Annotated in this window: 20 protein-coding genes; 13 read left to right on the top strand and 7 right to left on the bottom strand. The window is 64.7% G+C overall.

The window, feature by feature from the left end; translation table 11 throughout:
- Positions 1-19: 19 nt before the first annotated feature.
- Together metF and M4J39_RS11690 are read right to left on the bottom strand one after the other, a co-directional pair.
- Positions 20-919: a methylenetetrahydrofolate reductase [NAD(P)H] gene (gene metF / locus M4J39_RS11685; RefSeq protein WP_251728048.1), complete on the bottom strand. Its 900-nt coding sequence runs from the start codon at positions 917-919 to the stop codon at positions 20-22.
- 28 nt (positions 920-947) lie between these two features.
- Positions 948-1,955, bottom strand: coding sequence for a metalloregulator ArsR/SmtB family transcription factor (locus M4J39_RS11690; RefSeq protein WP_251728049.1), 1,008 nt, complete (start codon positions 1,953-1,955; stop codon positions 948-950).
- A gap of 457 nt (positions 1,956-2,412) precedes the next feature.
- Here M4J39_RS11690 and M4J39_RS11695 point away from each other — a divergent pair, with 457 nt between their 5' ends.
- The 3 genes from M4J39_RS11695 to M4J39_RS11705 all read left to right on the top strand — a co-directional run bounded on the left by M4J39_RS11695 (position 2,413) and on the right by M4J39_RS11705 (position 6,227).
- Positions 2,413-3,981 carry a sugar ABC transporter ATP-binding protein gene (locus tag M4J39_RS11695; RefSeq protein ID WP_251728050.1) on the top strand — a complete coding sequence of 523 codons (1,569 nt, stop codon included), beginning with the start codon at positions 2,413-2,415 and terminating at the stop codon, positions 3,979-3,981.
- A gap of 135 nt (positions 3,982-4,116) precedes the next feature.
- Positions 4,117-5,121, top strand: a complete 1,005-nt coding sequence (locus M4J39_RS11700; protein WP_251728052.1) for a ribose ABC transporter permease — start codon at positions 4,117-4,119, stop codon at positions 5,119-5,121.
- A gap of 173 nt (positions 5,122-5,294) precedes the next feature.
- Positions 5,295-6,227, top strand: a complete 933-nt coding sequence (locus tag M4J39_RS11705) for an ABC transporter substrate-binding protein (RefSeq protein WP_251728629.1) — start codon at positions 5,295-5,297, stop codon at positions 6,225-6,227.
- Between the two features lie 206 nt (positions 6,228-6,433).
- On the opposite strand, the gene M4J39_RS11710 is transcribed toward M4J39_RS11705, so the two are convergent.
- The gene (locus M4J39_RS11710; RefSeq protein ID WP_251728053.1) at positions 6,434-7,648 is read right to left on the bottom strand and encodes an ROK family protein; all 1,215 of its coding nucleotides are present in this window, start codon (positions 7,646-7,648) and stop codon (positions 6,434-6,436) included.
- A gap of 335 nt (positions 7,649-7,983) precedes the next feature.
- Between M4J39_RS11710 and tkt the strand changes: the two genes are divergently transcribed.
- From tkt to M4J39_RS11730, 4 genes are all read left to right on the top strand, one after another.
- On the top strand, positions 7,984-9,996 hold the full coding sequence (gene tkt / locus M4J39_RS11715; RefSeq protein ID WP_251728054.1) for a transketolase: 2,013 nt from the start codon (positions 7,984-7,986) through the stop codon (positions 9,994-9,996).
- A 1,196-nt stretch (positions 9,997-11,192) separates the two neighbouring features.
- Complete coding sequence (locus M4J39_RS11720; protein ID WP_251728055.1) at positions 11,193-12,068, top strand: GNAT family N-acetyltransferase; 876 nt, start codon at positions 11,193-11,195, stop codon at positions 12,066-12,068.
- A gap of 214 nt (positions 12,069-12,282) precedes the next feature.
- Positions 12,283-12,849, top strand: coding sequence for a class I SAM-dependent methyltransferase (locus tag M4J39_RS11725; RefSeq protein ID WP_251728056.1), 567 nt, complete (start codon positions 12,283-12,285; stop codon positions 12,847-12,849).
- A gap of 7 nt (positions 12,850-12,856) precedes the next feature.
- Positions 12,857-13,471, top strand: coding sequence for a DedA family protein (locus M4J39_RS11730; RefSeq protein ID WP_251728057.1), 615 nt, complete (start codon positions 12,857-12,859; stop codon positions 13,469-13,471).
- Positions 13,472-13,502: 31 nt separating this feature from the next.
- Here the strand turns inward: M4J39_RS11730 and M4J39_RS11735 are convergent, their stop codons facing one another.
- The gene (locus tag M4J39_RS11735) at positions 13,503-14,471 is read right to left on the bottom strand and encodes a threonine dehydratase (RefSeq protein ID WP_251728058.1); all 969 of its coding nucleotides are present in this window, start codon (positions 14,469-14,471) and stop codon (positions 13,503-13,505) included.
- A gap of 80 nt (positions 14,472-14,551) precedes the next feature.
- A complete protein-coding gene (locus tag M4J39_RS11740) occupies positions 14,552-15,301 on the bottom strand; it encodes a helix-turn-helix domain-containing protein (protein ID WP_251728059.1) in 750 nt (249 codons plus the stop codon).
- Positions 15,302-15,631: 330 nt separating this feature from the next.
- Here M4J39_RS11740 and M4J39_RS11745 point away from each other — a divergent pair, with 330 nt between their 5' ends.
- The 4 genes from M4J39_RS11745 (at position 15,632) to M4J39_RS11760 (ending at position 20,682) form a co-directional block, all read left to right on the top strand.
- Positions 15,632-16,864: an MFS transporter gene (locus M4J39_RS11745; RefSeq protein ID WP_256469747.1), complete on the top strand. Its 1,233-nt coding sequence runs from the start codon at positions 15,632-15,634 to the stop codon at positions 16,862-16,864.
- A 76-nt stretch (positions 16,865-16,940) separates the two neighbouring features.
- Positions 16,941-18,134: a mandelate racemase/muconate lactonizing enzyme family protein gene (locus M4J39_RS11750; RefSeq protein ID WP_251728060.1), complete on the top strand. Its 1,194-nt coding sequence runs from the start codon at positions 16,941-16,943 to the stop codon at positions 18,132-18,134.
- Positions 18,135-18,194: 60 nt separating this feature from the next.
- Positions 18,195-19,400 (top strand): mandelate racemase/muconate lactonizing enzyme family protein, encoded by a 1,206-nt coding sequence (locus tag M4J39_RS11755; RefSeq protein WP_251728061.1) that lies wholly within the window; start codon positions 18,195-18,197, stop codon positions 19,398-19,400.
- 76 nt (positions 19,401-19,476) lie between these two features.
- Positions 19,477-20,682 (top strand): mandelate racemase/muconate lactonizing enzyme family protein, encoded by a 1,206-nt coding sequence (locus tag M4J39_RS11760; protein WP_251728062.1) that lies wholly within the window; start codon positions 19,477-19,479, stop codon positions 20,680-20,682.
- 64 nt (positions 20,683-20,746) lie between these two features.
- Here the strand turns inward: M4J39_RS11760 and M4J39_RS11765 are convergent, their stop codons facing one another.
- The gene (locus tag M4J39_RS11765; protein WP_251728063.1) at positions 20,747-21,448 is read right to left on the bottom strand and encodes a GntR family transcriptional regulator; all 702 of its coding nucleotides are present in this window, start codon (positions 21,446-21,448) and stop codon (positions 20,747-20,749) included.
- 351 nt (positions 21,449-21,799) lie between these two features.
- Between M4J39_RS11765 and M4J39_RS11770 the strand changes: the two genes are divergently transcribed.
- Both M4J39_RS11770 and M4J39_RS11775 read left to right on the top strand, forming a co-directional pair.
- Positions 21,800-22,384, top strand: coding sequence for a TetR/AcrR family transcriptional regulator (locus M4J39_RS11770; protein WP_251728064.1), 585 nt, complete (start codon positions 21,800-21,802; stop codon positions 22,382-22,384).
- Positions 22,385-22,455: 71 nt separating this feature from the next.
- On the top strand, positions 22,456-23,199 hold the full coding sequence (locus M4J39_RS11775; protein WP_251728065.1) for a 3-oxoacyl-ACP reductase family protein: 744 nt from the start codon (positions 22,456-22,458) through the stop codon (positions 23,197-23,199).
- A gap of 38 nt (positions 23,200-23,237) precedes the next feature.
- Here M4J39_RS11775 and M4J39_RS11780 read toward each other — a convergent pair whose 3' ends face one another.
- Positions 23,238-24,251 (bottom strand): LacI family DNA-binding transcriptional regulator, encoded by a 1,014-nt coding sequence (locus M4J39_RS11780; RefSeq protein ID WP_251728066.1) that lies wholly within the window; start codon positions 24,249-24,251, stop codon positions 23,238-23,240.
- Positions 24,252-24,313 lie beyond the last annotated feature (62 nt).

Genomic DNA, 24,313 nt, shown 5'->3' on the forward strand with positions numbered 1-24,313 from the left:
TTGAGGTCGGGTTTCAAGCTCACGTGGCGAGAACCAAATCCTCGGTCTTCGCGCGCAGTCCCATCATATGGCAGATAGCATAGACGAGGTCGGCCCGGTTCATGGTGTAGAAGTGGAAGTTGCGGAAGCCGCGATCGATCAGGTCCATGACCTGCTCGGCGCAGACGGCTGCGGCCACGAGCTGACGCGTCGCCGGGTCGTTTTCCAGCCCCTCGAAACGATGGGCCAGCCAGGCGGGCACCGATGCCCCGGCCTTCTTGGCGAAGGCGGCCGACTGCTCGAAGTTCACCACCGGCACGATGCCCGGCACGATCGGCACGTCGATGCCGGCGGCGCGCACCCGGTCGACGTAGCGCTCGAACTTGTCGTTGTCGAAGAAGAACTGGCTGATGGCGCGGGTCGCCCCGGCCTCCACCTTGCGCTTGAGGATGGCGATGTCGGTGGCGATGTCGGGGCTCTCGGGATGCTGCTCGGGATAGGCCGACACGGAGATCTCGAAATCGCCGATCGCCCGGATGCCGGCGATGAGATCGGGGGTCGAGGCGTAGCCCTCGGGGTGCGGCTGATAGCGGGTGCCGAGACCCCCGGCCGGATCGCCCCGGAGCGCCACGATGTGGCGGACGCCGGCGTCGCGATAGCCGCGCACCACGTCGTCGATCTCGGCGCGGCTGGCGCCGACGCAGGTGAGATGGGCGGCCGGCTTCAGGTTCGTCTCGCGGACGATGCGGGCGACGGTGGCGTGCGTCCGCTCGCGCGTCGAGCCGCCCGCGCCATAGGTCACCGACACGAAGCGCGGGCCGAGCGGCGCCAGCCGGGTGATCGACGCCCACAGCGTCTCTTCCATCTTCTCCGTCTTGGGCGGGAAGAACTCGAAGGAGACGCCGAGGTCGAGGGCGCCGAGATTGTGACTGAACCGCATGGTGATGTTCCCGAAAAGTCGTGTCGTATCAGGCGAAGCGTTGCAAATGGTCGGCCATCTCGATCCGCCGGTCGGCGGCGAGGAACAGCGATACCGTGAGGCCGTCCGCCGTCTCCGGCGGCAGGTCGTGGACCCGGTCGAAGGCAAGGCCGGCCGCTTCGATCCAGCCGCGCATCTGCTCGTGGCTGAAGCCGAGCCGGCGGTGGGCGTGACCCGAGCGCAGGAACTCGTGGTCATGCGGCGCGAAATCGACGATCAACAGCCGGCCACCAGGGGCGAGCGCCGCTGCCGCCTCGCGCAACGCCCGCGCGGGATCGTCGAGATAGTGCAGCACCTGGTGGATGACCACCAGGTCGAACCCTGCCCCGACCGACAGCGCCGTCACGTCGCCCTGGCGAACGTGGGCATTGTCGATGCCGGCCGCCGCGAGATTGGCGCGTGCGACGGAGAGCATGTCGTGGCTCATGTCGATGCCGACGGCGCGACCGTAGCGATCGGCGAGCAGCGTCAGCATGCGGCCGGTGCCGGTGCCGACATCCAGCATGTTCTGCACCGGACGGTCGCCGACGGCGGCGCGGATGGCCGCTTCCACGTCATGCTCGGCGACGTGCAGCGTCCGGAGCCGATCCCAGCTGGCGGCATTGAGGGCGAAGTAGCGCTGTGCGTCGGCGGCATGAGCCGCCTTGATGGCATCGAGCCGGCGGCGGTCGGATTCGACAGCAGGATCGGTCGGGTCGATGCTGGCGATCAGCTTGCGCGTCAGCGCGGCGGCCGGCCCTTCGTCGACGAGCCGGTAATAGGCCCATGCGCCCTCGGGCAACCGCTCGACCAGCCCAGCCTCCGTGAGAAGCTTGAGGTGGCGCGACACGCGCGGCTGGCTCTGCGCCAGCACTTCGGTGAGGTCCTTCACCGTCGCCTCGCCCAGCGACAACAGCGCCAGAAGCCGCAACCGCGTCGGCTCGCCGGCGCTCCTCAGCACCGAAACCACATCATCGAAGGAAGCCGCCGGTCCCCCGGCCAAACGAACGATAGACATAAAGATATGTTTATGTCGATTGCGCCGATGATGCAAGAGGCGTGATGGCAGACGGCGGTCCAGGATGGCCGCTGCGCGCGATTACCCAAGCAAATCCGGCCGGCCTTCAAGGCGGCCGGCCGAGGCCGACCATTCCGCCGGACCGCGAGGAACCCTGCATTGCATGCGGACTATTGCACACAACCATCGATAACCGAGTCTATTTTGTAAAATTTTTGTACTAAGATTCCACACTTAAGATTGACAACACACATATTGTGGGTCAATTTTGTAGCAAATATGGTCTTGCGCGGGATGACGAGGAATCACGGGCAACGCCATTGGCTCAGGAGGAATGGGCGGCGATTCCGCCCCATCCCGGATCGGCAAATCCGGGCACACCAGGCGCGTGGCGGACGCGAACCTTGGCGAACCAGAACATCAGCTCGTCTCAAGAGCGGGAGAGAGGGAGGAAGCGATGAATGCGACTGCGTTGCCGCAGGCGGGCGCCGAGACAGGACTGCCTCTCCTGGAAATGGCAGGCATTTCCAAGACCTTCCCGGGCGTCAAGGCATTGTCGGGCGTCAATCTCGCCGTCCACCCCGGCGAAGTGCATGCGCTGATGGGCGAGAACGGCGCCGGCAAGTCGACGCTGATGAAGATCCTGTCGGGCGCCTATCGCGCCGATCCCGGCGGCGAGATCCGCATCGAAGGCCGGCCCGTCCATATCGACGGCCCGCTCAGCGCCAAGACGCTCGGCATCGCCGTCATCTACCAGGAGCTCAGCCTGTCGCCCAACCTGACGGTGGCCGAGAACATCTACCTCGGCCGTGAGCTGTCGTCGGGCGGCCAGGTCGACCGGGCCCGCATGCGCGCCGACTGCCAGGGCGTGCTCGACCGTCTGGGCGCCACCTTCGGGCCGGCCACCATCGTCTCGACGCTGTCCATCGCCGAGCGGCAGATGGTGGAGATCGCCCGCGCCATCCACGCCAACGCCCGCATCCTCGTTATGGACGAGCCGACCACGGCCCTGTCCTCGCGTGAAACCGACAAGCTGTTCGACCTCATCCGCACGCTGCGCGCCGATGGCCTCGCCATCATCTACATTTCGCACCGCATGGCCGAGGTCTACGAACTGGCCGACCGCTGCTCGGTGCTGCGCGACGGCAGCTACGTCGGCACGCTGACGCGGGACGAGCTCAAGGCCGAGGCGCTGGTCAAGATGATGGTCGGCCGCGACCTCTCCAAGTTCTACAAGAAGGACCACGACGCCAAGGGCAGCCGCGGCGAGGTCATCCTCAAGGTTCGCGGCATGAGCGACGGCGGCCGGCGGGTCAACGCCTGCTCCTTCGATCTGCATCAAGGCGAAGTGCTGGCGCTGGCCGGCCTTGTCGGTTCGGGCCGCACCGAACTCGCCCGCCTGATCTACGGCGCCGACCCGCGCACCGCCGGCAGCGTCGAACTCGACGGCAAACCGCTCGATATCGTCAGGCCGATCCAGGCGGTCAACGCCGGTATCGTCTACCTCACCGAGGATCGCAAGGGACAGGGCCTGTTCCTCGACATGACGGTGCAGGAGAACATCAACCTGCAGGTCGTCGGCCGCGACGCCGGCAAGGGCGGCCTGCTGAACCTCGGCAAGGCAAGGCAAAGGGCCATCGACGCCATCAAGGCGCTGTCGATCCGCGTCGCCGGTCCGATCGTTGAGGTAGGATCGCTGTCCGGCGGCAACCAGCAGAAGGTGCTGCTGTCCCGCCTCCTGGAGACGCGGCCCCGCGTGCTCATTCTCGACGAGCCGACGCGCGGCGTCGACATCGGCGCCAAGTCGGAGATCTACCGCATCATCGACGACCTCGTGCAGGCGGGGGTCGGCGTGCTGGTCATCTCTTCCGAGATGCCGGAGGTGGTCGGCATCGCCGATCGCGTGCTGGTAATGCGCGAAGGCCACATCGTCGGCGAGGTCGGCGGCACCACCGGTGTCGAGGTCACGCAGGAAAACATCATTGCCCTGGCCGCCGGCCTCGCCCAACCGAGCGCCGCCGCCTGACGCCCTGTCCAGGGCAGTTCCGGCAGGGGCGGAGCCCGCCTTTGCATCCGGAAATGCCTATCAAACAAGAAGATGGAGCGTGTTCGGCGAGCCCGGTTGTCGCCAGACAGGTTCCAGCAAGACAAGAGTACCGCCATGTCCCAGGAAACGTCGGTTGCCACGCTCACCAGCGATAAGTCCGCCGCCAATCGCCAGTTCCTCATCCAGCAGATCATCCGCACGGTCGGCATGCTGCCGATCCTGATCCTGCTCGGCATCGCCTTCCAATTGATGTCCGGCCGCTTCATCTCGCCGCAGAACCTCTCCATCGTCATGCAGCAGGCCTCGATCAACACCGTGCTCGCCTGCGGCATGACGGCGGTCATCCTGACCGGCGGCATCGACCTCTCGGTCGGCTCCATCCTCGCCGCCTCGGCCATGGTCGCGGTGATCGGCTCGCTGGTGCCCGACATGGGCATGATCGGCATACCCTTGGCACTGTTCGCCGGCCTGATATTCGGCCTCATCAACGGTTCGCTGGTCGCCTTCATCGGCCTGCCGCCGTTCATCTCGACGCTCGGCTCGCTCACCGCCGTGCGCGGCGTCGCCCGACTGCTCGGCAACGACACCACCGTCTTCAACTCGCAGCTGCCCTTCGCCTTCATCGGCAACGGCTATCTGTTCGGCATCCCCTGGCTGGTGATCATCGCCTTCCTGTCGGTGGTCGTCACCTGGGCCATCCTGCGGCGGACGGTGCTCGGCGTTCACATCTACGCCACCGGCGGCAACGAGAGCGCCGCCCGCCTCTCGGGCATCAAGGTGTGGGCCGTGCTGCTGTTCGTCTACGGCTTCTCCGGGATCATGGCCGGCCTCGGCGGCGTGATGAGCGCGGCCCGTCTGTTCGCCGCCAACGGTACCCAGCTCGGCCAGGCCTACGAACTCGACGCCATCGCGGCAGTCATCCTCGGCGGCACCTCGTTCACAGGTGGCGTCGGCTCCATCTGGGGCACGCTGATCGGTGCGCTGATCATCGCCGTGCTGTCCAACGGACTGGTGCTGATCGGCGTCTCCGACATCTGGCAGTACATCATCAAGGGCCTCGTCATCATCATCGCCGTAGCGCTCGACCGCCTGCGCAGCAAGGGCGGCGCCAGGACCTGACAGCCGACGGAGCGCATTCGCCAAGTTCCCGAGCGTGACGTCGCCGCCACCCCGGCGGCGAATGGAAAACCGCGCTCTTAAGAAAGCCGTCGCGAGGAGGTTTCGCGCCGGATTGCCGCCGCCGCCCCGGCAAGACAAGGGAAGCGGCACCCCCCTGGAGGAGTAAGACCATGTTGCTTCGTTCTGTGCTTTTCGCGTCCGTCGCCCTCGCCCTCGTCGGCACGGCAACCGCCAAGGATCTCAACAGGATCGGCATCTCCATCGGTTCGATGGGCAACCCGTTCTACGTCGCCCTCGCCAACGGCGCGACCGCCAAGGCCAAGGAGATCAATCCCGACGTCGACGTGATCGCCCTCGGCTACGACTACGACCTCAACAAGCAGTTCACCCAGATCGACAACTTCATCGCCGCCGGCGTCGACCTGATCCTGTTCACGCCCGCCGACTCCGAGGCCGTTGCGCCCGCCATCGCCCGCGCTCAGGCCGCCGGCATCCCGATGGTCGCCGTCGACACCGCCGCCGTCGGCGCCGATGCCACCGTGACCACCGACAACGTCCAGGCCGGCGAGATCGCCTGCCAGTACATCGTCGACAAGCTCGACGGAAAGGGCGACGTCATCATCCAGAACAGCAACCAGGTGTCGGCCGTCATCGACCGCGTCGTCGGCTGCAAGAAGGTGTTCGACGCCAACCCCGGCATCAAGGTGCTCTCGGACGACCAGAACGCCCTCGGCTCGCGTGACGGCGGCCTCAACGTCATGCAGGCCATGCTGACCCGCTTCGAGAAGATCGACGCGGTCTTCGCCATCAACGACCCGCAGGTGATCGGCTCGAACCTCGCCGCCAAGCAGGCCGGCCGCAACAACATCATCTTCACCTCGGTCGACGGCGCCCCCGACATCGAAGCCGTCCTGAAGGACCCGGACAGCCCGATGGTTCAGGCCTCGGCCAGCCAGGATCCCTACGCCATGGCCCAGCTCGCCATGGAAATCGGCGTCGACCTCCTGAACGGCAAGGAGCCGAAGCAGAAGGTCACCCTGCTTCCCTCCAAGCTGGTGACGCGCGACAACGTCAACGAATACAAGGGCTGGAACGCGGCCCGCTAAGGGCAGCTCTCACACCTAGCGCGATCCAGACCGACGCCCGGGACTTCACGTCCCGGGCGTTTTTCGTTGGAAAGCACGGAAAATGGTGGGAACGCGATCGACGCGGTCCAACAAGCGGCGTCCTCCGTCCTGGGACAGAGGACATCTGCCACAAACGGCTGTAATGCCTCAGCGAGGAGCTGGCGTCATCGACGCCCCCGCGCCGCTCATCGCGCCATGTGGCCCCGCTCGCCGACGCGGCACCTGCCGACGCCGGCAAGCTGCTCCTCGAACACCAGATGGGCGGCGCCCAGGATGCCGGCGCGGTCGCCGCTCTTGGCCTTGACGATCTGCAGGCTCTGCGTCGCCAGCGGCAAGCAGCGCTGGTTGACCAGTTCGCGGATGCCGGCCATCAAGTGCTCGCCGGCTTCTGCGAGGGTGCCGCCGACCACCACGAGGTTCGGGTTGAGGACGCTGACGACATTGGCCGTCACCTCGCCGAAGCCCTTGCCGGCGGCGCGGATCAGCTGGATCGCCTCGGGCACGTTGCGCTTGACGACGTTGATCACGTCGCGCGCATTCCTGGCCTCGATCCCCATGGCGCGAAGGTCGCGCGCGATCGCCCAGCCGCCGGAGTAGGCTTCGAGGCAACCGAGCTTGCCGCAGCGGCAGAGCGGCGGGTTCGGCAGGTCGAGCTGAATGTGGCCGATGTCGGCCGCCGCCCCGCGCCCGCCGCGATAGACCTCGCCGCAACTGATGAAGCCGCCGCCGATACCGGTGCCGGCCTTGATGAAGAAGAAGCAGTCCTCGTCGGGCCAGTAGGTCTTGTACTCGGCCAGCGCCATCAGGTTGACGTCGTTATCGGCGAAAACCTGGATGTCGTAACGATCCCGGAACCAGCCGCGAATGTCGAAATCGTACCAGCCGTGCATGACGGAGGGGCCGAACACCCGCGCGTTCTTGTAGTCGATGCGCGAGGGCAGGCACAGCCCGACACCGATCACGTCGTCCATCGGCCGCCCGACCTGCGGCAGCAGGCGTTCGAGGCAGGCGGCGATCTGCTCCAGAATCGATGTCGGCGCGTCGTCGAGGTCGGTCGCGAACACCTCCTCGGCCAGGATCTTGGGCGTCAGGTCGGTCAGCGCCACCCGCGTCTGGCTCTCGCCGACGTCGACGGCGGCGATCAGCGCGAACTCCTCGTTGAGGCTGAGCAGCTTGGAGGGCCGGCCGCCGGTCGGCAGCACCTTTTCGGTTTCGCGAACCAGATTGGCATTGAACAGCATGCCCAGACGCTGAACGACGGTGGTGCGCGAACTTCCGGACAGCCTTTCCAGTTCGGACCGGGAAACGGCGCCATTCCTGGCGATCAGCGAGAACAGATCCCGGCTTTCCACGGGAAGATGGGTACCACTCGTATCAGTGATAACGTCCCTCGCACTCACCACGGCGTTTCCCTTTTCAACTTCTTAGGCGCTTCTCGTCTCGATCAGGAAACCGCCGGACCGGCCGCAGATACCGGTCGGTTGCGCATGATACCCGATCGCCATCACACGGTAAACGAGCCAGCGCGCCGCCCTTCCGCAACCGCGTGAATCTCAACGGAAATTGCGCCATTTTCGCAAACATACGCTCAATAGACAGCCATTAGCGTATTTTTGCGACTGATCCGTTATTTATTTTGACTTTTTTTATACCGAACTATAGCGTGTTAGAGCAATTTTCGGTCATTACGCCAGAGAGCGAGGGGAATGGCCGGGGGAACGCGAGGAGAGACCACATGCTGTCACCATTTCCATCATCCACCGCCTTGGCCAATGCGATTCGCATCCTGACCATCGACGCGGTCAACGCCGCCGGCTGCGGCCATCCGGGCGCCCCCATGGGCATGGCGGAAATGGGCACCGCCCTGTGGACCCGCCACCTCAGCCACAACCCGGCCGACCCGAAGTGGGTCAACCGCGACCGCTTCGTCCTGTCCAACGGCCATGCGTCGATGCTGATCTATTCGATGCTGCATCTCACCGGCTATGACGTGTCGCTCGACGACATCAAGAACTTCCGCAAGCTCGGCGGTCGCCTGCCCGGCCACCCCGAATACGGCCATACGCCCGGCGTCGAGACCACCACCGGCCCGATCGGCCAGGGCATTGCCAACGCCGTCGGCTTCGCGCTGGCCGAGAAGCTGCTTGGCATCGAGTTCAACCGCCCCGGCTTCCCCATCGTCGACCACCATACCTACGCCTTCATGGGCGACGGCTGCCTCATGGAAGGCATTTCGCACGAGGCCTGCTCGCTGGCCGGCACATGGAAGCTGAACAAGCTGATAGCCTTCTGGGACGACAACGGCATCTCCATCGACGGCCGCGTCTCCGACTGGTTCAGCGACAACACGCCCAAGCGCTTCGAGGCCTATGGCTGGCATGTGATCACCGGCGTCGACGGACATGACGTCGAGGCGGTGGACAAGGCGATCCAGGAGGCCAAGGCCCAGACCGACAAGCCGACGCTGATCTGCTGCCGCACCATCATCGGCAAGGGCTCGCCCAACTGCCAGGACACCCCAGGCGTCCACGGCAACCCGCTGAGCGTGGCCGAGATCGCCGCCACCCGCGCCGCGCTCGGCATCACCTCCGGCCCCTTCGAGATCGCCGACGACGTCCGCGCCGCCTGGAACGGCCGCGATGCCGGCATCCAGCGCCAGCAGAAGTGGCAGGCCCTGTTCGACGCCTACCGCGCCGCCTTCCCCAAGGAGGCCGCCGAGTTCGAGCGCCGCATCAACGGCCAGCTGCCGGAGAATTTCGCCACCGAAGCCGCCAAGCTCCTGGCGACCATCGACGCCGAGGCGAAGAGCGTCGCCACCCGCCACGGCTCGCAGCGGGCGCTCAACGCCTTGGCGCCGCTGCTGCCGGAGGTCCTGTCCGGCTCCGCCGACCTGCACGCCTGCACCATGACCGAGTGGAACGGCTGCAAGCATCTGCGCGCCAATGCCCTCGAGGAAGGCGGCAACGTCCTCGACTACGGCATCCGCGAGTTCGGCATGATGGCGATCGTCAACGGGCTGGCGCTGCACGGCGGCTTCCTGCCGATCGGCGCCACCTTCCTGGTGTTCTCCGAATATGCCCGCAACGCCATCCGCATGGCGGCGCTGATGAAGGTGCGCTCGCTGTTCGTGCTCACCCACGATTCCATCGGCATGGGCGAGGACGGCCCGACCCATCAGGCGGTCGAGCAGACGGCAACCCTGCGCCTCGTGCCCAACCTCGACGTCTGGCGGCCCTGCGACAGCGTTGAAACCTTCGTCGCCTGGCAGACGGCCATCGAGCATCGCGACTGCCCGACCGCCCTCGTGCTGACGCGCCAGCGCGTGCCGCACCAGAGCCGCGACGCCGCCCGGATCGAGGCCATCAAGCGCGGCGGCTACGTGCTGAGCGACTGCGCCGGCAAGCCCGACGCGGTGATCATCGCCACCGGCTCGGAAGTCGGCCTCGCCATGGAGGCGCAGAAGAAGCTCGCCGCCGAGGGCGTCGCCACCCGCGTCGTCTCCCTGCCCTCGCACTTCGTGTTCGAGCAGCAGGACGCCGCCTACAGGAACGACGTTCTGCCGGCCGGCATCCCCCGCGTCGCCGTCGAGGCGGGCGTGACCGACTACTGGCGCAAGTATGTCGGCCTCGAAGGCGCTGTCGTCGGCATCGACCGCTTCGGCGAATGCGGCCCGGCGCCCGAGGTCTACGAGTTCTTCGGCATCACCACCGACGGCGTCGTCAAGGCGGTGCGGAGCGTTCTGGCCTGATCGCCCCGAACTTGCCCGGCGCCCTCACACCGCCGGGCGAGCCACTCGCGTCACGACGCGACTGGTCCTCCAAGAGCGCCGTTCGATCTGAATGAATCAGATCGGCGCTCTCGGTTCTTTACTGACACATCATCTTGTCGACCCTCGTTTCACTCCGGTCGGATGATGCTCCAAAGCCGCCTCCCCGACCTCGTCCCCCCGAGGCCCGCGGCTTGACCGTACCCCCGGTTCCCGCCCTCACTCCCGGCGAGAACCGGGGGCCGGCTCCCCTTCCCTTTCCGTCCATCACGACCATCGATCCGATGCGGTGCGCACCCAAACGAACGTGATAGAAACGGATACGGAAATGCGCACAGGCCGACAGCGGTCTGATACCCGCCGCCCCCAAAATTGCGCCGACACTGATCTTTGAATCGAGCTTGCAATACGAACTTGCAACGATTCATTTCTGCATGGCGAGTTGCAGTTCTGAAGGATTTTCTAGCGGCGTCGCAAAAACTATGGGTCTGCCGAACGAACACAACGGAGCGGACCAATGGAGACAATGCTCGCCGAGAGGTTGATGGCCTGCAACGGCTGGAGCTCCTATTTCGCGGGTCTGGCGACTGCTTCCGCCAATACGACCGACGTTCGCACCGGCTCCATCCCTGGGCTCAGGTCCTTCAGGCAGGGCGCCGCCAACCGTGGCAGTTTCACCTCGCCGGGGAGCGTAACAGGGAGCGAGTACGAGCCGGCGTTTCCTCCCAGGCGAAAGGCCTGGCGCGACAGTCGGCCTCCTCCTTGGCCAGCCCGGCGAGTTGGCCGGCGACATTGTCGCACGCCCCGAGCTTGGGGATCCTGATGAGGCCATCGCCTTCCGGCGGCTGCCGGTCGAGCACCACGGCGTCGTAGCCGCCTGCGCGGCGATGGCCGTGGCCTCGAAAAGGTTGGGCGCTTGATCGAAGGGCATTTCGGTCTGGAGTAGCGCCACACCGAGGCCATTTCAGGCTCATTCGACCAGCAGCAGACGCATCAACCAACGTCTGGAGCCCTGCCCAGAAGACCTCGTTGGAGGCTCTTCCCGGCAGCGCCTTGCAAAAAAGCCGCACGACCGGGCTTTCAGGCCTCTTTTCGGCCTGGCGCGACAGATTGCCGGCAAATCGGCGTTCGAGGACGCGGCCAGACATCTCAGGTGAACTCCTTTGGCAGAGGTTCTCATGTTCGGACTTTCCAACGCTTATCCCGCAAGGCGCTTGAGGGGGAGTGAGACCGGTGATGGCGCATCGCTCGGCTACCTGGGCGCGCTGGAGGTGCGGCTCGCCCGCACTGCCGGCGAGGTTCGCGCCGTCCAGGCGCTGCGTTATCGCGTCTTCTACGGAGAGATGCAGGCGACCGCCGACCCGCGCACTCTCTTGCGCCGCCGCGATGCCGATGCGTTCGACCGTTACTGCGATCACTTGCTGGTTCTCGATCACGACGACGTCGAGATCCGACCCTTCCGCCGGGCGCGGCCGTGCATCGTCGGCACCTATCGCCTTTTGCGCCAGAAGGTGGCCGAGCGTCATCGCGGCTTCTACACCGCTGGTGAGTTTTCCATCGAGCCGCTCCTTGCCCGCCACGCCGGCCTTGAGTTCCTTGAACTCGGCCGCTCCTGCGTCATGAAGGCCTATCGCAGCAAGCGCACCGTCGAGCTCCTGTGGCAGGGCATTTGGGCCTACGTGCTGAACAACGGCGTCGATGCCATGATCGGTTGCGCCTCCTTCGAAGGCACCGATCCCAACACTCTCGCCCTGCCGCTGTCCTTCCTGCACCACCATGCCTCGGCCGACACCGACTGGCTGGTCGAAGCGCGTCCCGAACGGGCCGTTTCCATGAACCGGCTGCCGATCGAGGCGGTGGACATGCGCGCCGCTCTCGCCGGAATGCCGCCGCTCATCAAGGGCTATCTCCGCCTTGGCGCCATGGTCGGTCGTGGCGCCGTCGTCGATCACCCCTTCGGGACCACCGACGTGATGATCGTGTTGCCGGTCGATCGGATCTCCGAACGCTACGTCAGATATTACGGCGCCGATGCCAGCCGCCACGTCGCCTGATCCCTGAGCCATTTCCGCAAACCTGAGTCGCGATCTTGCGCCCTGTGGCTGGTGCGGCACGACAGGCCGTCGACATCCAGGCGGAGACATCGCTCAGGGCGCCGGCCTGAAGAAGAGCCGGCCATTCTTCGCACCGACGGGACATCCATCATGTTTTCAACGTCAAAAGACGACGAACCATCCATGCCCTTCATGATCACGATGGAGGAGCGCCATGACGATCACTGACGGCCTCCTTTTCATCCGTGAATGGTTCCGCCACCCACGCAGTGTTGCTGCCATCTTCCCTTCCGGGCGGGCGCTGGCATCGCTCATGACGAAAGACATTTCGGTGAGGTCCGGTTCCGTTCTCGAACTCGGCCCGGGGACCGGCGTGTTCACGCAGGCACTGATCAAACGCGGCGTGCGGCAGCAGGATCTGACGCTGATCGAACACAGCTCCCGCTTCGCCCACCTCCTGCAGACGCGGTTTCCCAACGCGCGCGTTCTCCGGATGGATGCGGCTGACCTTGATCGGGACAAGATCTTCGACGGTGTTCCGGTCGGCGCGATCATCTGCGGACTGGCCTTCCTGACCATGCCGCAAGAGAAGGTAGCAACGATCCTCAAGGCGGCATTCGATTGTTTGCACCCGGACGGGTCCTTCTTCCTCTTCACTTACGGATATCGGTGCTCCGTGCCGAATGGGACGCTCGTCCAACTCGATCTTCAGGCGAACCGGGTCGGCAGAACGTTCCAGAATATTCCACCGGCGTCGGTTTACCGGATCAGGCGACGATAAGCAGAACATGGTTGCCATGATGGACTTTTCCCACATCATCAATGCATTCCTGAACTTCGGTCTGATCGGAGTGATGTTCATCGCTTTGGCGGAGAAGTTCACCCCAATCTTCCCGTCCTATGTCATGTTCATGCTGCTGGGTATGGCGGTTTCCGATGGCCTGACTCTCGTCATGACCATCCTTGCCACGGCAACGGGATCCCTCGCCGGTTCCATCATATGGTATGGGATTGGTCGCGCTCTTGGCGGACCGCTCGTCGAAGACGCCGTCGCACGTTTCGGGAAGTACGTCTTCTTCAGCACACAGACTTACCAGCGCCTCGCCAACGCCTACCGACGCAACCATTTCTGGGTCACCCTGATCGGACAGACCATTCCGGTCGTCCGAATCTACCTGGCCTTGCCGGCCGGCGTGTTCTGCATTCAGCCGATGACCTTCACTGTTGCGGCGGGTATCGGCGTCTTGCTGTGGAACGGACCTTTTCTGACTCTCGGATACCTGTTGCGCACCAGTAGCCAAGATCCGTTCCATGTCGGCCTTTGGGTTCCAGTTGCTCTTCTCTGCACGGAAATAGCAGTCGTCCTGGGTTGCCGGCTCTACAGGACGATCGCCTGGCGTTAGGAGCCCAAGCGGAGCGACGAGATACCACGCGTCAGGCCGGCGGCGTGTGCCCCGAGAGGACCGTGGCCATGAGGTCGCGGTCGATGTTGCCGCCGGTCAGGATCACGGCGACCTTTCTGTTCCGGAACCTGTGGCGGTGCCGCATCAGGGCGGCATAGCCCGCCGCGCCGGCGCCTTCGGCGACATTGTGGGTGGCGCTGTAGAGCGAGCGGATCGCCTCGGCGATCTCGTCCTCGCTGACGGTCACCACGTCGGCCGCCCCGGAGAGCACGATGTCCACCGCCTCTTCCGGCGGCTCCTTGCAGGCCATGCCGTCGGCGAAGGTCGCGGCCTCCGTGCCGATCACGCGGCGCTTGCCTTGGAACGTTTGCGCGTAGGCCGGCGCCCGCTCGGCGCAAACGCCGATGATGGCGGTTTTCCTGTTCAGGAGGTTGCGCATGGCGATCAGCGAGCAGATGCCCGACCCCATGCCGATCGGCACGAACACCGCGTCGAGATCGGGGTGCTGCGAAAACAGCTCCCAGCCGTAGGTCGCCACGCCGCGAACGATATGGCGGCTGAACGACGAAACGCTCAGGAACTCCCGCTTGCTCGCTTCGCTGGCCGCGACCCGTCGCGCCTCGTCGAAATCCCGGCCGGCGATCAACAGCTCGCCCCCGAACGCTTCCATGGCCGCGTTCTTCTCGCGCGAGTTTCCCTCGGGCACCACGATCACCGAGGGTATGCCCGCCTGCCGGGCGCCGATGGCGATGGACTGGCCGTGGTTGCCCCGCGTCGCGGTAATGATGCCTTTCGGCAACCCTTCGCGCTTGAGCGCATCGACGAATACCAGCCCGCCGCGCGCCTTGAACGAGCCGGTCGGCGTGTGGTTCTCGTGCTTGACGATCACCTCGACCCCGCTCTCCCTGGCCAAGAGCGGCCAGGCATAGGCGGGCGTGGGCGGCACGACCTGGCGCACGATCTTCAGTGCATCTTCAATGTCTTCGTGAGTGAACTGCATGTGAGGCTCCTTCGCCGCGAAGCTAGCGAAGGCCACCGCCACCGGCTTTCAAAAAGCGAACATGAACGGACGAGCGATTGCTACGCCGACCTCAAGGCGCTTGGTGCGACGCCGACCCTCTTCACAAATTGCGAGGTCATGTGCGCATGCGAAGAAAAGCCGCACTCCAGCGCGATGTCCGCCAGCGACCGGTCGGTCGTCTCGATCAGCGCCCGGGCCCGGCGCAGCCGGCATTCGATGATGTACTCGCGCGGCGATCGCCCCGTCGCCTTGTGAAAGGCGCGGGCAAAATAGCGCGTCGACAAGCCGAGCGCCGCCGACAGGTCGGTGACCAGAAGATTCTCGGAAAGCCTGGCGTCGATCAGGTCGTCGATAAGGCGCAGCCGCCGAGGCGTGATCCAGTCCGCACTCGGCTCCGCGCCGGTCTCCGGGAGACCATCGACGCGGTCCCGAAGCGCCAGCACCAGGGCTTCGCAATCGAGCATGTCGGCCTGGGTGATCAGCAGGCTTCTGAGCCGACGGGCAATGCCGGCCGCCGTCTCGTCCACGACGTCGTGGCAGCCGCGACGGACCTCGAAGTCCTTGCAGATGAGTCGGAGATACTCGCCGCCCCGGCGGGAGCTGGAATAGACGTCCCAGCCCTTGGCCCGCACCGCCAGACTGTTGGCGCGCACCTTGAAGGACGATCGCCGGTCGGTGCCGATCGAATGCTCGCCGGTCTGGCAATCATAGGCAAAGCCGATCTCGTTCTCGGCCACCACGTAGCGCACGCAGTAGGGCGAGGCGGGCAACAATTCCAGGCGCCAGTGCGGCGTGGCGATGGCTTTCAAGGGTCGCTCCGGGCGGCAATCCGAGGCCGTGAAGCCTTGGCCCATCTTGCCAAGACAATCGCATGAGGACAACGGCCGTCGGCGAAATCCGGCCTCCGGAACAGGGTGGGTGCAGTCGGCTCGACAGAGATACATCATACACCACGACGGTCGCAGGCCTTGATATATCTCGCATCAATTTCCTGAATTGACGCCGCGTTCCCGCATCCTATCCTCCCGGCAAATTCGAATATTTCTGGGAGGAAATACACCATGGTAACTCAAGATGGCGCCCTAAATGAAGGCAATTACGTACCAATCGAGCGCAAAACGATGCGCCTCGCCTGGAAAATGATCGTCCCATTTTCGTTTCTACTATATTTTTTCAACACAATGGACAGGGCGAACATCAGCTTCGCTGCGCTGCGCATGGGCGAGTCCATGACGATGACCGCCATCGACTTCGGAAATGTTGTCTCGGCGTTTTTCATCTCCTATCTGATCTTTCAAATCCCGTCGAACATGATCATCGAGCGCATTGGCGCCAAGCGTTGGATCGGCACGATCATCATCGGCTGGGGCCTCTCCACCATGGTGATGTTCTTCGTCACTTCGATCACACAGGTCATCTGGGCCCGCTTCCTGCTCGGCATCTTCGAGGCCGGCTTCTTCCCGGGCATGATCTACTACATGGCGCTGTGGTTCCCCGGCCGCGAACGCGCCCGTGTCACCGCCTTCTTCATGCTCGCCGCCATGGCCTCGGCCATCGTCGCCGGCCCTATCTCCGGCTACATCGTCGGCCACTTCCATGTCGCCGGCTACGAGGGCTGGCGCTGGCTGTTCATGATCGAGGGCGTGCCGACCGTGCTCCTCGGCATCCTCTGCTTCTTCGTCTTCGCCGATGGGCCCGAGACCGCGAAGTGGCTGCCGGAAGAGGGCCGCGCCTGGCTCACCAGCGAGCTGAAGCGCGAGCAGGCGAAGTTCGCGAACCAGCCGAAGGCCAGGCTCGGTGACGTCCTCATGAACGTCACGCTGTGGAAGCTCGCCGCCGTCTACATGTGCGTCCAGGCCGCCGTACAGACCGCGCAGCTCTACATGCCGCGTCTGTTCCGAGCCATGGACTTCGGCCTCTCCGACTCGGACATCGGCTGGGTGATGGCCATTCCCTACGCAGTCGGCTTCATCGCGCTGCCGCTGTGGGGCATGTCGTCGGACCGCACCGGCGAGCGCAAGTGGCACTCGGCCCTGCCGATGGCCGCAGTGAGCATCACCTTCGTCGTCATGGCGCTGACGCACACTCTTTCGGCTCAGTTGGCGGCCGTGGCGATCTTCGGCTTCGGCATGGCCTACATGGGGCCGTACTGGCCGATGCCCTCGGCGATGCTGACCCCGTCGGGCCTCGCCGTCTCCATCGCCTTCATCAACTCCTGCTCGAGCCTGGGCGGCTTCCTGGGCGGCAAGATCCTGGGTTATGTCGACCAGACCTACGGCATGACCGGCGCCTTCTGGGCCATGGCCATCATGCCGCTCCTGTCGATCCTGGTGCTCATAACGCTCCGGGTACCGCGCGAGCGAAAGGCCTGACCGGCCACCCCGTCCCTCACCTTCTCCGCATCACGTCCGCACCGCGATCGGTGCGGACACCGAAAGGACCTGTCCCATGAAAATCACATCCATCGAGGTCTTCGACTGCAACATCCGCAGCAAGGACCCGACGTCCGGCTCGAACCCGATCATCATCCGCGTCAACACCGACGAAGGAGTATCCGGTCTCGGCGAGGTCGGCCTCGCCTACGGCGCCGGCTACAACGCCGCCATGGGCATGATCAAGGACTTCGCACCGTTCGTGCTCGGCAAGGATCCGATGAAGTCCGAGGCAATCTGGGAGAACCTGTTCCGCTCGACCTTCTGGGGCATGAGCGGTGGTCCGGTCGTCTACGGCGGCATGAGCGCCATCGACATCGCCTTGTGGGACATCCGCGGCAAGGCGCTGAATGCGCCCATCTACCAGTTGCTCGGCGGCAAGACGAACGACAACCTGCGCACCTATGCCAGCCAGTTGCAGTTCGGCTGGGGTGGCAAAGGCCTCAACCTCCTCTACAAGCCCGAGCAGTACGCCGCCGCCGCCCGCGCCGCCATTGCCGACGGTTACGACGCGGTCAAGGTCGACCCCGTTCAGATCGACAAGAACGGCGCCATGATCGTCAATCAGAAGTTCTTCGGCATCCTGACGCAGGATCATCTGCGTATGGGCGAGGAGCGCATCGCCGCCATCCGCGAGGCGGTCGGTCCCGACGTCGACATCATCTGCGAGATCCACTCGCTGTTCGGCACCAACTCGGCAATCCAGTTCGCGAGCGCCATCGAGAAGTACAACATTTTCTACTACGAAGAGCCGATCAACCCGTTGAATGCCGACAACTTCGCCAAGGTGGCGAGGAACACGACGATCCCGCTGGCGACCGGCGAGCGCTCCTACACCCGCTGGGGCTATCGCCAGCTGATGGAGAACCAGTCTCTCGCCGTGGTCCAGCCGGACCTCTGCCTGTGCGGCGGCATCACCGAGGGCAAGAAGATCTGCGACTACGCCAACATCTACGACGCCACCGTGCAGATCCACGTCTGCGGCGGCCCGGTGACGACGGCGGCATCGTTGCAGCTCGAAGCGACCATCCCGAACTTCATCATCCACGAGATGCACACGGCGTCGATGAAGACCTGCGTCCGCGAACTCTGCGTGGAGGACTACGTGCCGGTCGACGGCAAGTACCAGGTGCCGGATCTGCCCGGCCTCGGCCTGACGCTGAACGAGGACGTCATGCGCCGCTACCAAGCCTTCACCATCAAGGCGTGACGCACTCCGGGGAGGCTCGGGCGGGCCTCCCCATCCCCACATTCTCGAAAGAAATCCGCAATGAAAATCACGTCGATCGAAGTGTTCGACTGCGAACTCGCGACCCGCCACAAGGAGATGGTCGGGGTCAACCCGATCCTGATCCGCGTCAACACCGACGAAGGCATCTCGGGCGTCGGCGAGGTCGGTCTGGCCTATGGCGCCGGGGCCAAGGCGGGCGTCGCCATCATCAGGGACCTCGCGCCCTACGTGCTCGGCAAGGATCCGATGAAGGTCGAGGCGATCTGGGAGAACCTGTTCCGCGCCACCTTCTGGGGCATGAGCGGCGGACCGGTGTTCTACGGCGGCATGAGCGCCATCGACATCGCCCTGTGGGACATCCGGGGCAAGGCGCTGAATGCCCCGGTCTACCAGTTGCTCGGCGGCAAGACGAACGACAACCTCAGAACCTACGCCAGCCAGTTGCAGTTCGGCTGGGACGAGCACATGGCGGCGCTGAAGACGCCGGACCAGTACGCCGAGGTTGCCAAATACGCGGTGTCGCAAGGCTACGACGCCCTCAAGGTCGACCCGATCATGGTGCTGCGCAACGACGTGCCGCCGTTCCGCCATGACGTGCACCAGAGCTTCTTCGGCCTGATGCTCGCCGACGAGGTGCGCATGGCCGAAGAGCGCATCGCGGCGATGCGCGAGGCCGTTGGGCCCGACGTCGATATCATCTGCGAGATCCATTCGCTCTTGGGCACCAACGCCGCCATGCAGCTCGCCCGCATCCTTGAGCCCTACAACATCTTCTACTACGAGGAGCCGGTTCACCCGCTGAACGCGAAGAACTTCGCCAGGATCGCCGCGAACACGTCGATCCCGCTGGCGACCGGCGAGCGCTCCTACACCCGCTGGGGCTATCGCGAGCTGATGGAGAACCAGTCCCTCGCCGTCGTGCAGCCCGATCTCTGCCTCGTCGGGGGCATCACCGAAGGCAAGAAAGTCTGCGACTACGCCAACCTCTACGACGCAACCGTGCAGGTGCATGTCTGCGGCGGTCCGGTGTCGAAGGCGGCGGCTCTGCAGCTCGAAGCGACCATCCCGAACTTCATCATCCACGAGCACCACACCTGGGCGCTGAAGCCCGGCGTCCGGGAGCTGTGCACGCACGACCACCAGCCGGCCGGCGGCAAATACAAGGTGCCGGATCTGCCCGGTCTCGGTCAGGCGCTGAACGACGAAGTCGTCAAGCACTACCACGCCTACACCGTGACTGCCTGATGGCCGCGCCATGGCGCGGCCCCGCCGCGCCGCGGCCAACCACGGGCAAAAGGCCAATCAAGAGGAGCGTCTGGACATGAAAATCACCTCCATTGAAGTTTTCGACTGCGATATTGGCAAACGTCACAAGGACATGGCCGGCGTTAATCCGATCCTGATCCGCGTCAATACCGACGAAGGCATCTCGGGCGTCGGCGAGGTCGGCCTGGCCTATGGCGCCGGAGCCAAGGCGGGCGTCGCCATCATCAAGGACCTTGCGCCCTACGTGCTCGGCAAGGATCCGATGAAGGTCGAGGCGATCTGGGAGAACCTGTTCCGCGCCACCTTCTGGGGCATGAGCGGCGGACCGGTGTTCTATGGCGGCATGAGCGCCATCGACATCGCCTTGTGGGACATCCGGGGCAAGGCGCTGAACGCCCCGGTCTACCAGCTGCTCGGCGGCAAGACGAACGATAACCTCAGAACCTACGCCAGCCAGTTGCAGTTCGGCTGGGACGAGCACATGGCAATCCTGCTGAAGCCGGAGCAGTACGCCGAGGCCGCCAGATACGCGGTGTCGCAGGGCTATACGGCGATCAAGGTCGACCCGATCCAGATCACGCGCACACACAGCCCCTACCACAAGCGCGAGGTGGTGCAGAACTACTTCGGCCTGATGCTCGCCGACCAGGTGCGCATGGGCGAGGAGCGGATCGCGGCGATGCGCGAGGCCATCGGCCCCGACGTCGACATCATCTGCGAGATCCACTCCTTCCTCGGCACCAACGCCGCGATCCAGTTCGCCCGCGCCATCGAGAAGTACAACATCTTCTATTATGAAGAGCCCGTGCATCCGATGAACGCGAAGAACTTCGCCAAGATCGCGCAGAACACGAGCATTCCCCTGTCGACAGGCGAGCGCTCCTATACACGCTGGGGCTTCCGTCCATTGATCGAGAACCAGTCGCTGGCCGTCGTGCAGCCGGATCTCTGCCTAGCGGGCGGCATCACCGAAGGCAAGAAGATCTGCGACTACGCCAATCTCTACGACGCCACCGTGCAGATCCATGTCTGCGGCGCGCCGGTGTCGAAGGCGGCGGCGCTACAGATCGAGGCGACGATCCCGAACTTCATCATCCACGAGCACCACACCTGGGCGCTGAAGCCGGGCATCCGCGAACTCTGCATCCATGATCATCAGCCGACGGGCGGTCTCTACAAGGTGCCCGACCTGCCCGGCATCGGCCAGGCGCTCAATGACGACGTGGTGAAAACCTACCACGCCTACACGATCAAGGCCTGACGCAGCCGAAACCTTCCGCGATCCGCGCGACTGCCGGCCCCTCATCGGGGCCGGCATTTTTCGTTCAGGCGCCGCTTGCCAGCAACCGGCGAGCCCGGTCTGAGAAACTCGCGCCAATATGGTAGTCGAGATGCATCACAGCCTCGCCGACGCGATCGTTCTCCAGGAGATCGACGACCTCCTCGTGCTGCGCCAAGGAGACACGAATGAAAGCAGGCGGAAACGTCAGCCGGTTGCGCATGGCCCGCACCTTGTGGGCGATGACGTCATAGGCCTGGCTCAGATAGGGATTGTCGGCGTAGGCGAAGAGGGTAGCGTGGAAGGCGTTGTCGAGCTTGCGGTAGCTCTGCGACGGATCGTCGCTTTCATGCACATGGCGCGACCGGGCGACGTTGTCGCGCAGCTCGGCGAGCAAGCCGTCGCGGTCGTGGCGCAACGCCGATTTCAGCGCACCGCACTCAAGCAGACGACGGAGGTCGGTGATCTGCGTGATCACGCCTTCCGTTGGGCTGAAGACAAAGTTGCCCGTCCTCGGTTTGACTTCGAGCAATCCTTCCGACACAAGTCGCGCCATGGCTTCCCGTACCGGCGTCTTGGATACATCGAACTGATCTGCCAGCTGTCGTTCGGTAATCTGCTGGCCGAACTCAAGAGCCCCCGAAACGATCATTTCACGGATACGTTCCTCGACCGTATCCGTCAGCGACTTCTGAACAATCGGCGCCGCTTTGACCTCACAGGCGCTCCACAGTGGATGCTGCGACATTCCCTTCCCCAACGCATTTTATGTCTCATCGCCGATTGTGCGATTGGCCAGGCGTCTCATCCGCCAGCAAAGCAGAGAAGCCCTGTCGGCATGCGCGGTCAACACCATTCACCAAGTTACCCGCACCGCATTTAGGCTCGATGCTGCGATGGCTTGTCAGGGCGCAGAAAGAGGAACCACGCTGCTGTGGCAAACGTCGCGATCGACCTCGCATGGCAGCGGTTCGTTCGTGGTCAAGCCTGTCCTTGATTGGACATTATCACCATCGGCGATGAAAGATCTCCCCATCCCCCACGCGAACGTGATCGCTCCATTCTTGACCGATCAGTCCAGAACCGCTACCCCTTCCCCATGGCAAGACCACGGGAGTTCGACAGGGATGCCGCGTTGAAGGCGGCCACCGATGTGTTCTGGTCCAAGGGCTTCGCGGCGACGTCGACGGAAGACCTTGTCCAGGCGATGGGTATTGGCCGCCAGAGTTTCTACAACGCCTTCGGCGACAAGCGCCGGCTCTATCTCGAAGCGCTGGAAGCCTACCAGCGCAACGCGACGAGCTGTCACATCGGCCGCCTGACCACGCCGGCCTCGCCGCTCGACGGCCTGCGCGACCTGCTTGTCGGGCTCATTCCCGACGACGACGCGCTGCGCTGCAAGGGCTGCCTCGGGGCCGGATCGGTCGGCGAGTTCGGTGTCACCGACCCCGAGCTCATGGAGATGCGGGAGAGGATGATCGCCGGTTTCCGGGCGAAGGTCATCGAACGTTTGAGGGAAGGACAGAGGCTGGGCGAGATCGATCCGGAGATCGACATCGAACAGGCGGCGTCCTTCATCGAGATCACCATGAGCGGCCTCCAGCTTGCCGCCAGAGGCGGCGCCGGAGCCCAACACCTTCACGCCCTCGCCGCCTTCGCGGTGGAGCGTTTCAGAGCCAGATAACAACAAGACGCCGGGAGAGCGCCCTTCGCCTGCCCAATTATGGACTGATCAGTCAAAAACGGAGAATGACGATGAGTGACGACAACAGGAAAGTTGCCCTGGTCTTCGGCGGATCGCGCGGCATCGGCGCCGCCATCGTGTCGCGGCTGGCCGACGATGGCTACACCGTGCCCTTCACCTACGTGTCGAGCGAGACCGCGGCCAACGATCTGGTCGGCAAGGTCGGGGCGGCCGGCGGCACGGCGCTGGCGATCAAGGCCGACAGTGCCAAAAAGGACGATCTCGTCGCCGCCGTCGGCGCCACCATCGACCGCTTCGGGCGGCTCGACGTCATCGTCGTCAATGCCGGCGTCGCCCGCATGGGGCTCGTCGACGCGGTACTGGTCGAGGATCTCGACCTGCAGCTCGACGTCAACGTGCGCGGCGTGTTCCTCGCCATCCAGGCGGCGCTGCCGCACATGAAGGACGGCGGTCGCATCGTCACCATCGGCAGCAACATCGCCCAGCGCAGCGGCTTCCCCGGCGCCAGCGTCTACCAGACGACCAAGGCGGCGGTGGCCGGCATGGTCAAGGGCCTCGCCCTCGATCTGGCGCCGCGCGGCATCACCATCAACAACGTTCAGCCCGGCCCGACCCGCACCGACATGATCGGCGCCCTCGGCAACGAGGGGATGGACATGGTGATGGGCATGGTGCCGCTGAAGCGCATGGCCGAGCCGGAGGAGATCGCCGGCCTCGTCTCCTACATCGCCCGCGACGAAGCCGGCTACGTCACCGGCGCCAGCCTGACCATCGACGGCGGCTTCGCGCTCTGAGCAACGGCGATCGGCCGGGGAACGCCCCCGGCCCTCGCCTATTTGGGCGGCGGCGCGCAGGAGTGCCCGATGACGAGCTTCGGCTCGGCGACGTGGCAGCGCCGCTCGCCGTCCCTTTCGGCCTCGCCGCGCACATGCTCCATCATCCACAGCGAGGCGACGCGGGCGAGTTCGTCGATCGGCTGCTCCACCGTGGTGATGCGGGGCATGACGATGCTGCTCCACGCCACCACGTCGATGCCGGCGATGGACACGTCGTCGGGGCAGCGGAAGCCGAGATCGTTGACGGCCTGCAAGGCGCCGATGGCCATGTAGTTGTTGGCCGCCAGGATGGCGGTCGGCCGCCCCGGCGACGACATCAGGCGCATGACGTTCTCATAGGCGAGGTCGGCGCTGTAGTCGGCGACGATCTCCAGTTCCGGGTCCACTTCCAGCCCGGCCTCGGCCATGGCCGAGCGAAACCCCTCCAGACGGCGCTCCGCCACCCACATGTTCCGCTGGCCGCCGACATAGGCGATCCGGCGATGGCCGAGCCGCGCCAGGTATTCGGTCAGCATCTCCGCGCCGCGCCGGTGGTCGGAGGTGACGAAGTCGAGCGCCGTGCCGTCGACGTCCTGGTCGACCAACACCACGGGAACATCCAGCTCGTTGAGATGGGCGGCGAACTCGGGATCGTTCCTGAGCGGCGTCATGATGATGCCCGCCACCCGGTGCCGCTTGAGAAGCGTCAGCGTCCGAAGCTCGCGATCCGGATCGGAGGCGAGGTTGGCGACGATCAACATGTGCTCGTGGCCGGAAATGTGCTTGTCGATGGTGCCGAACAGCCGGCCGAAGAACGGGTTGGCGGCATCACCCAGCACCATGCCCACCAGCTTGGACTGGCCGCGCTTCAAATTCTGCGCCATCAGGTTGGGCGTGTAGCGCACGGCGGCCACCGCCGCGTCGATGCGCGCCCGCGTCTCCTCGCTCACCGGCCCCGTGCCGTTGAGGGCCAGGGACACAGTGGAAATGGAGACGCCCGCGTGACGGGCCACATCCCTGATCGTCGCCATCGCCTCGCCCTTTTCCGCCTGTTTCGGCCTATCGAACCGTTTTCATAATCGCTCCGTCGGCT

It is taken from the genome of Pleomorphomonas sp. NRK KF1, assembly GCF_023721755.1.
GTDB lineage: Bacteria > Pseudomonadota > Alphaproteobacteria > Rhizobiales > Pleomorphomonadaceae > Pleomorphomonas.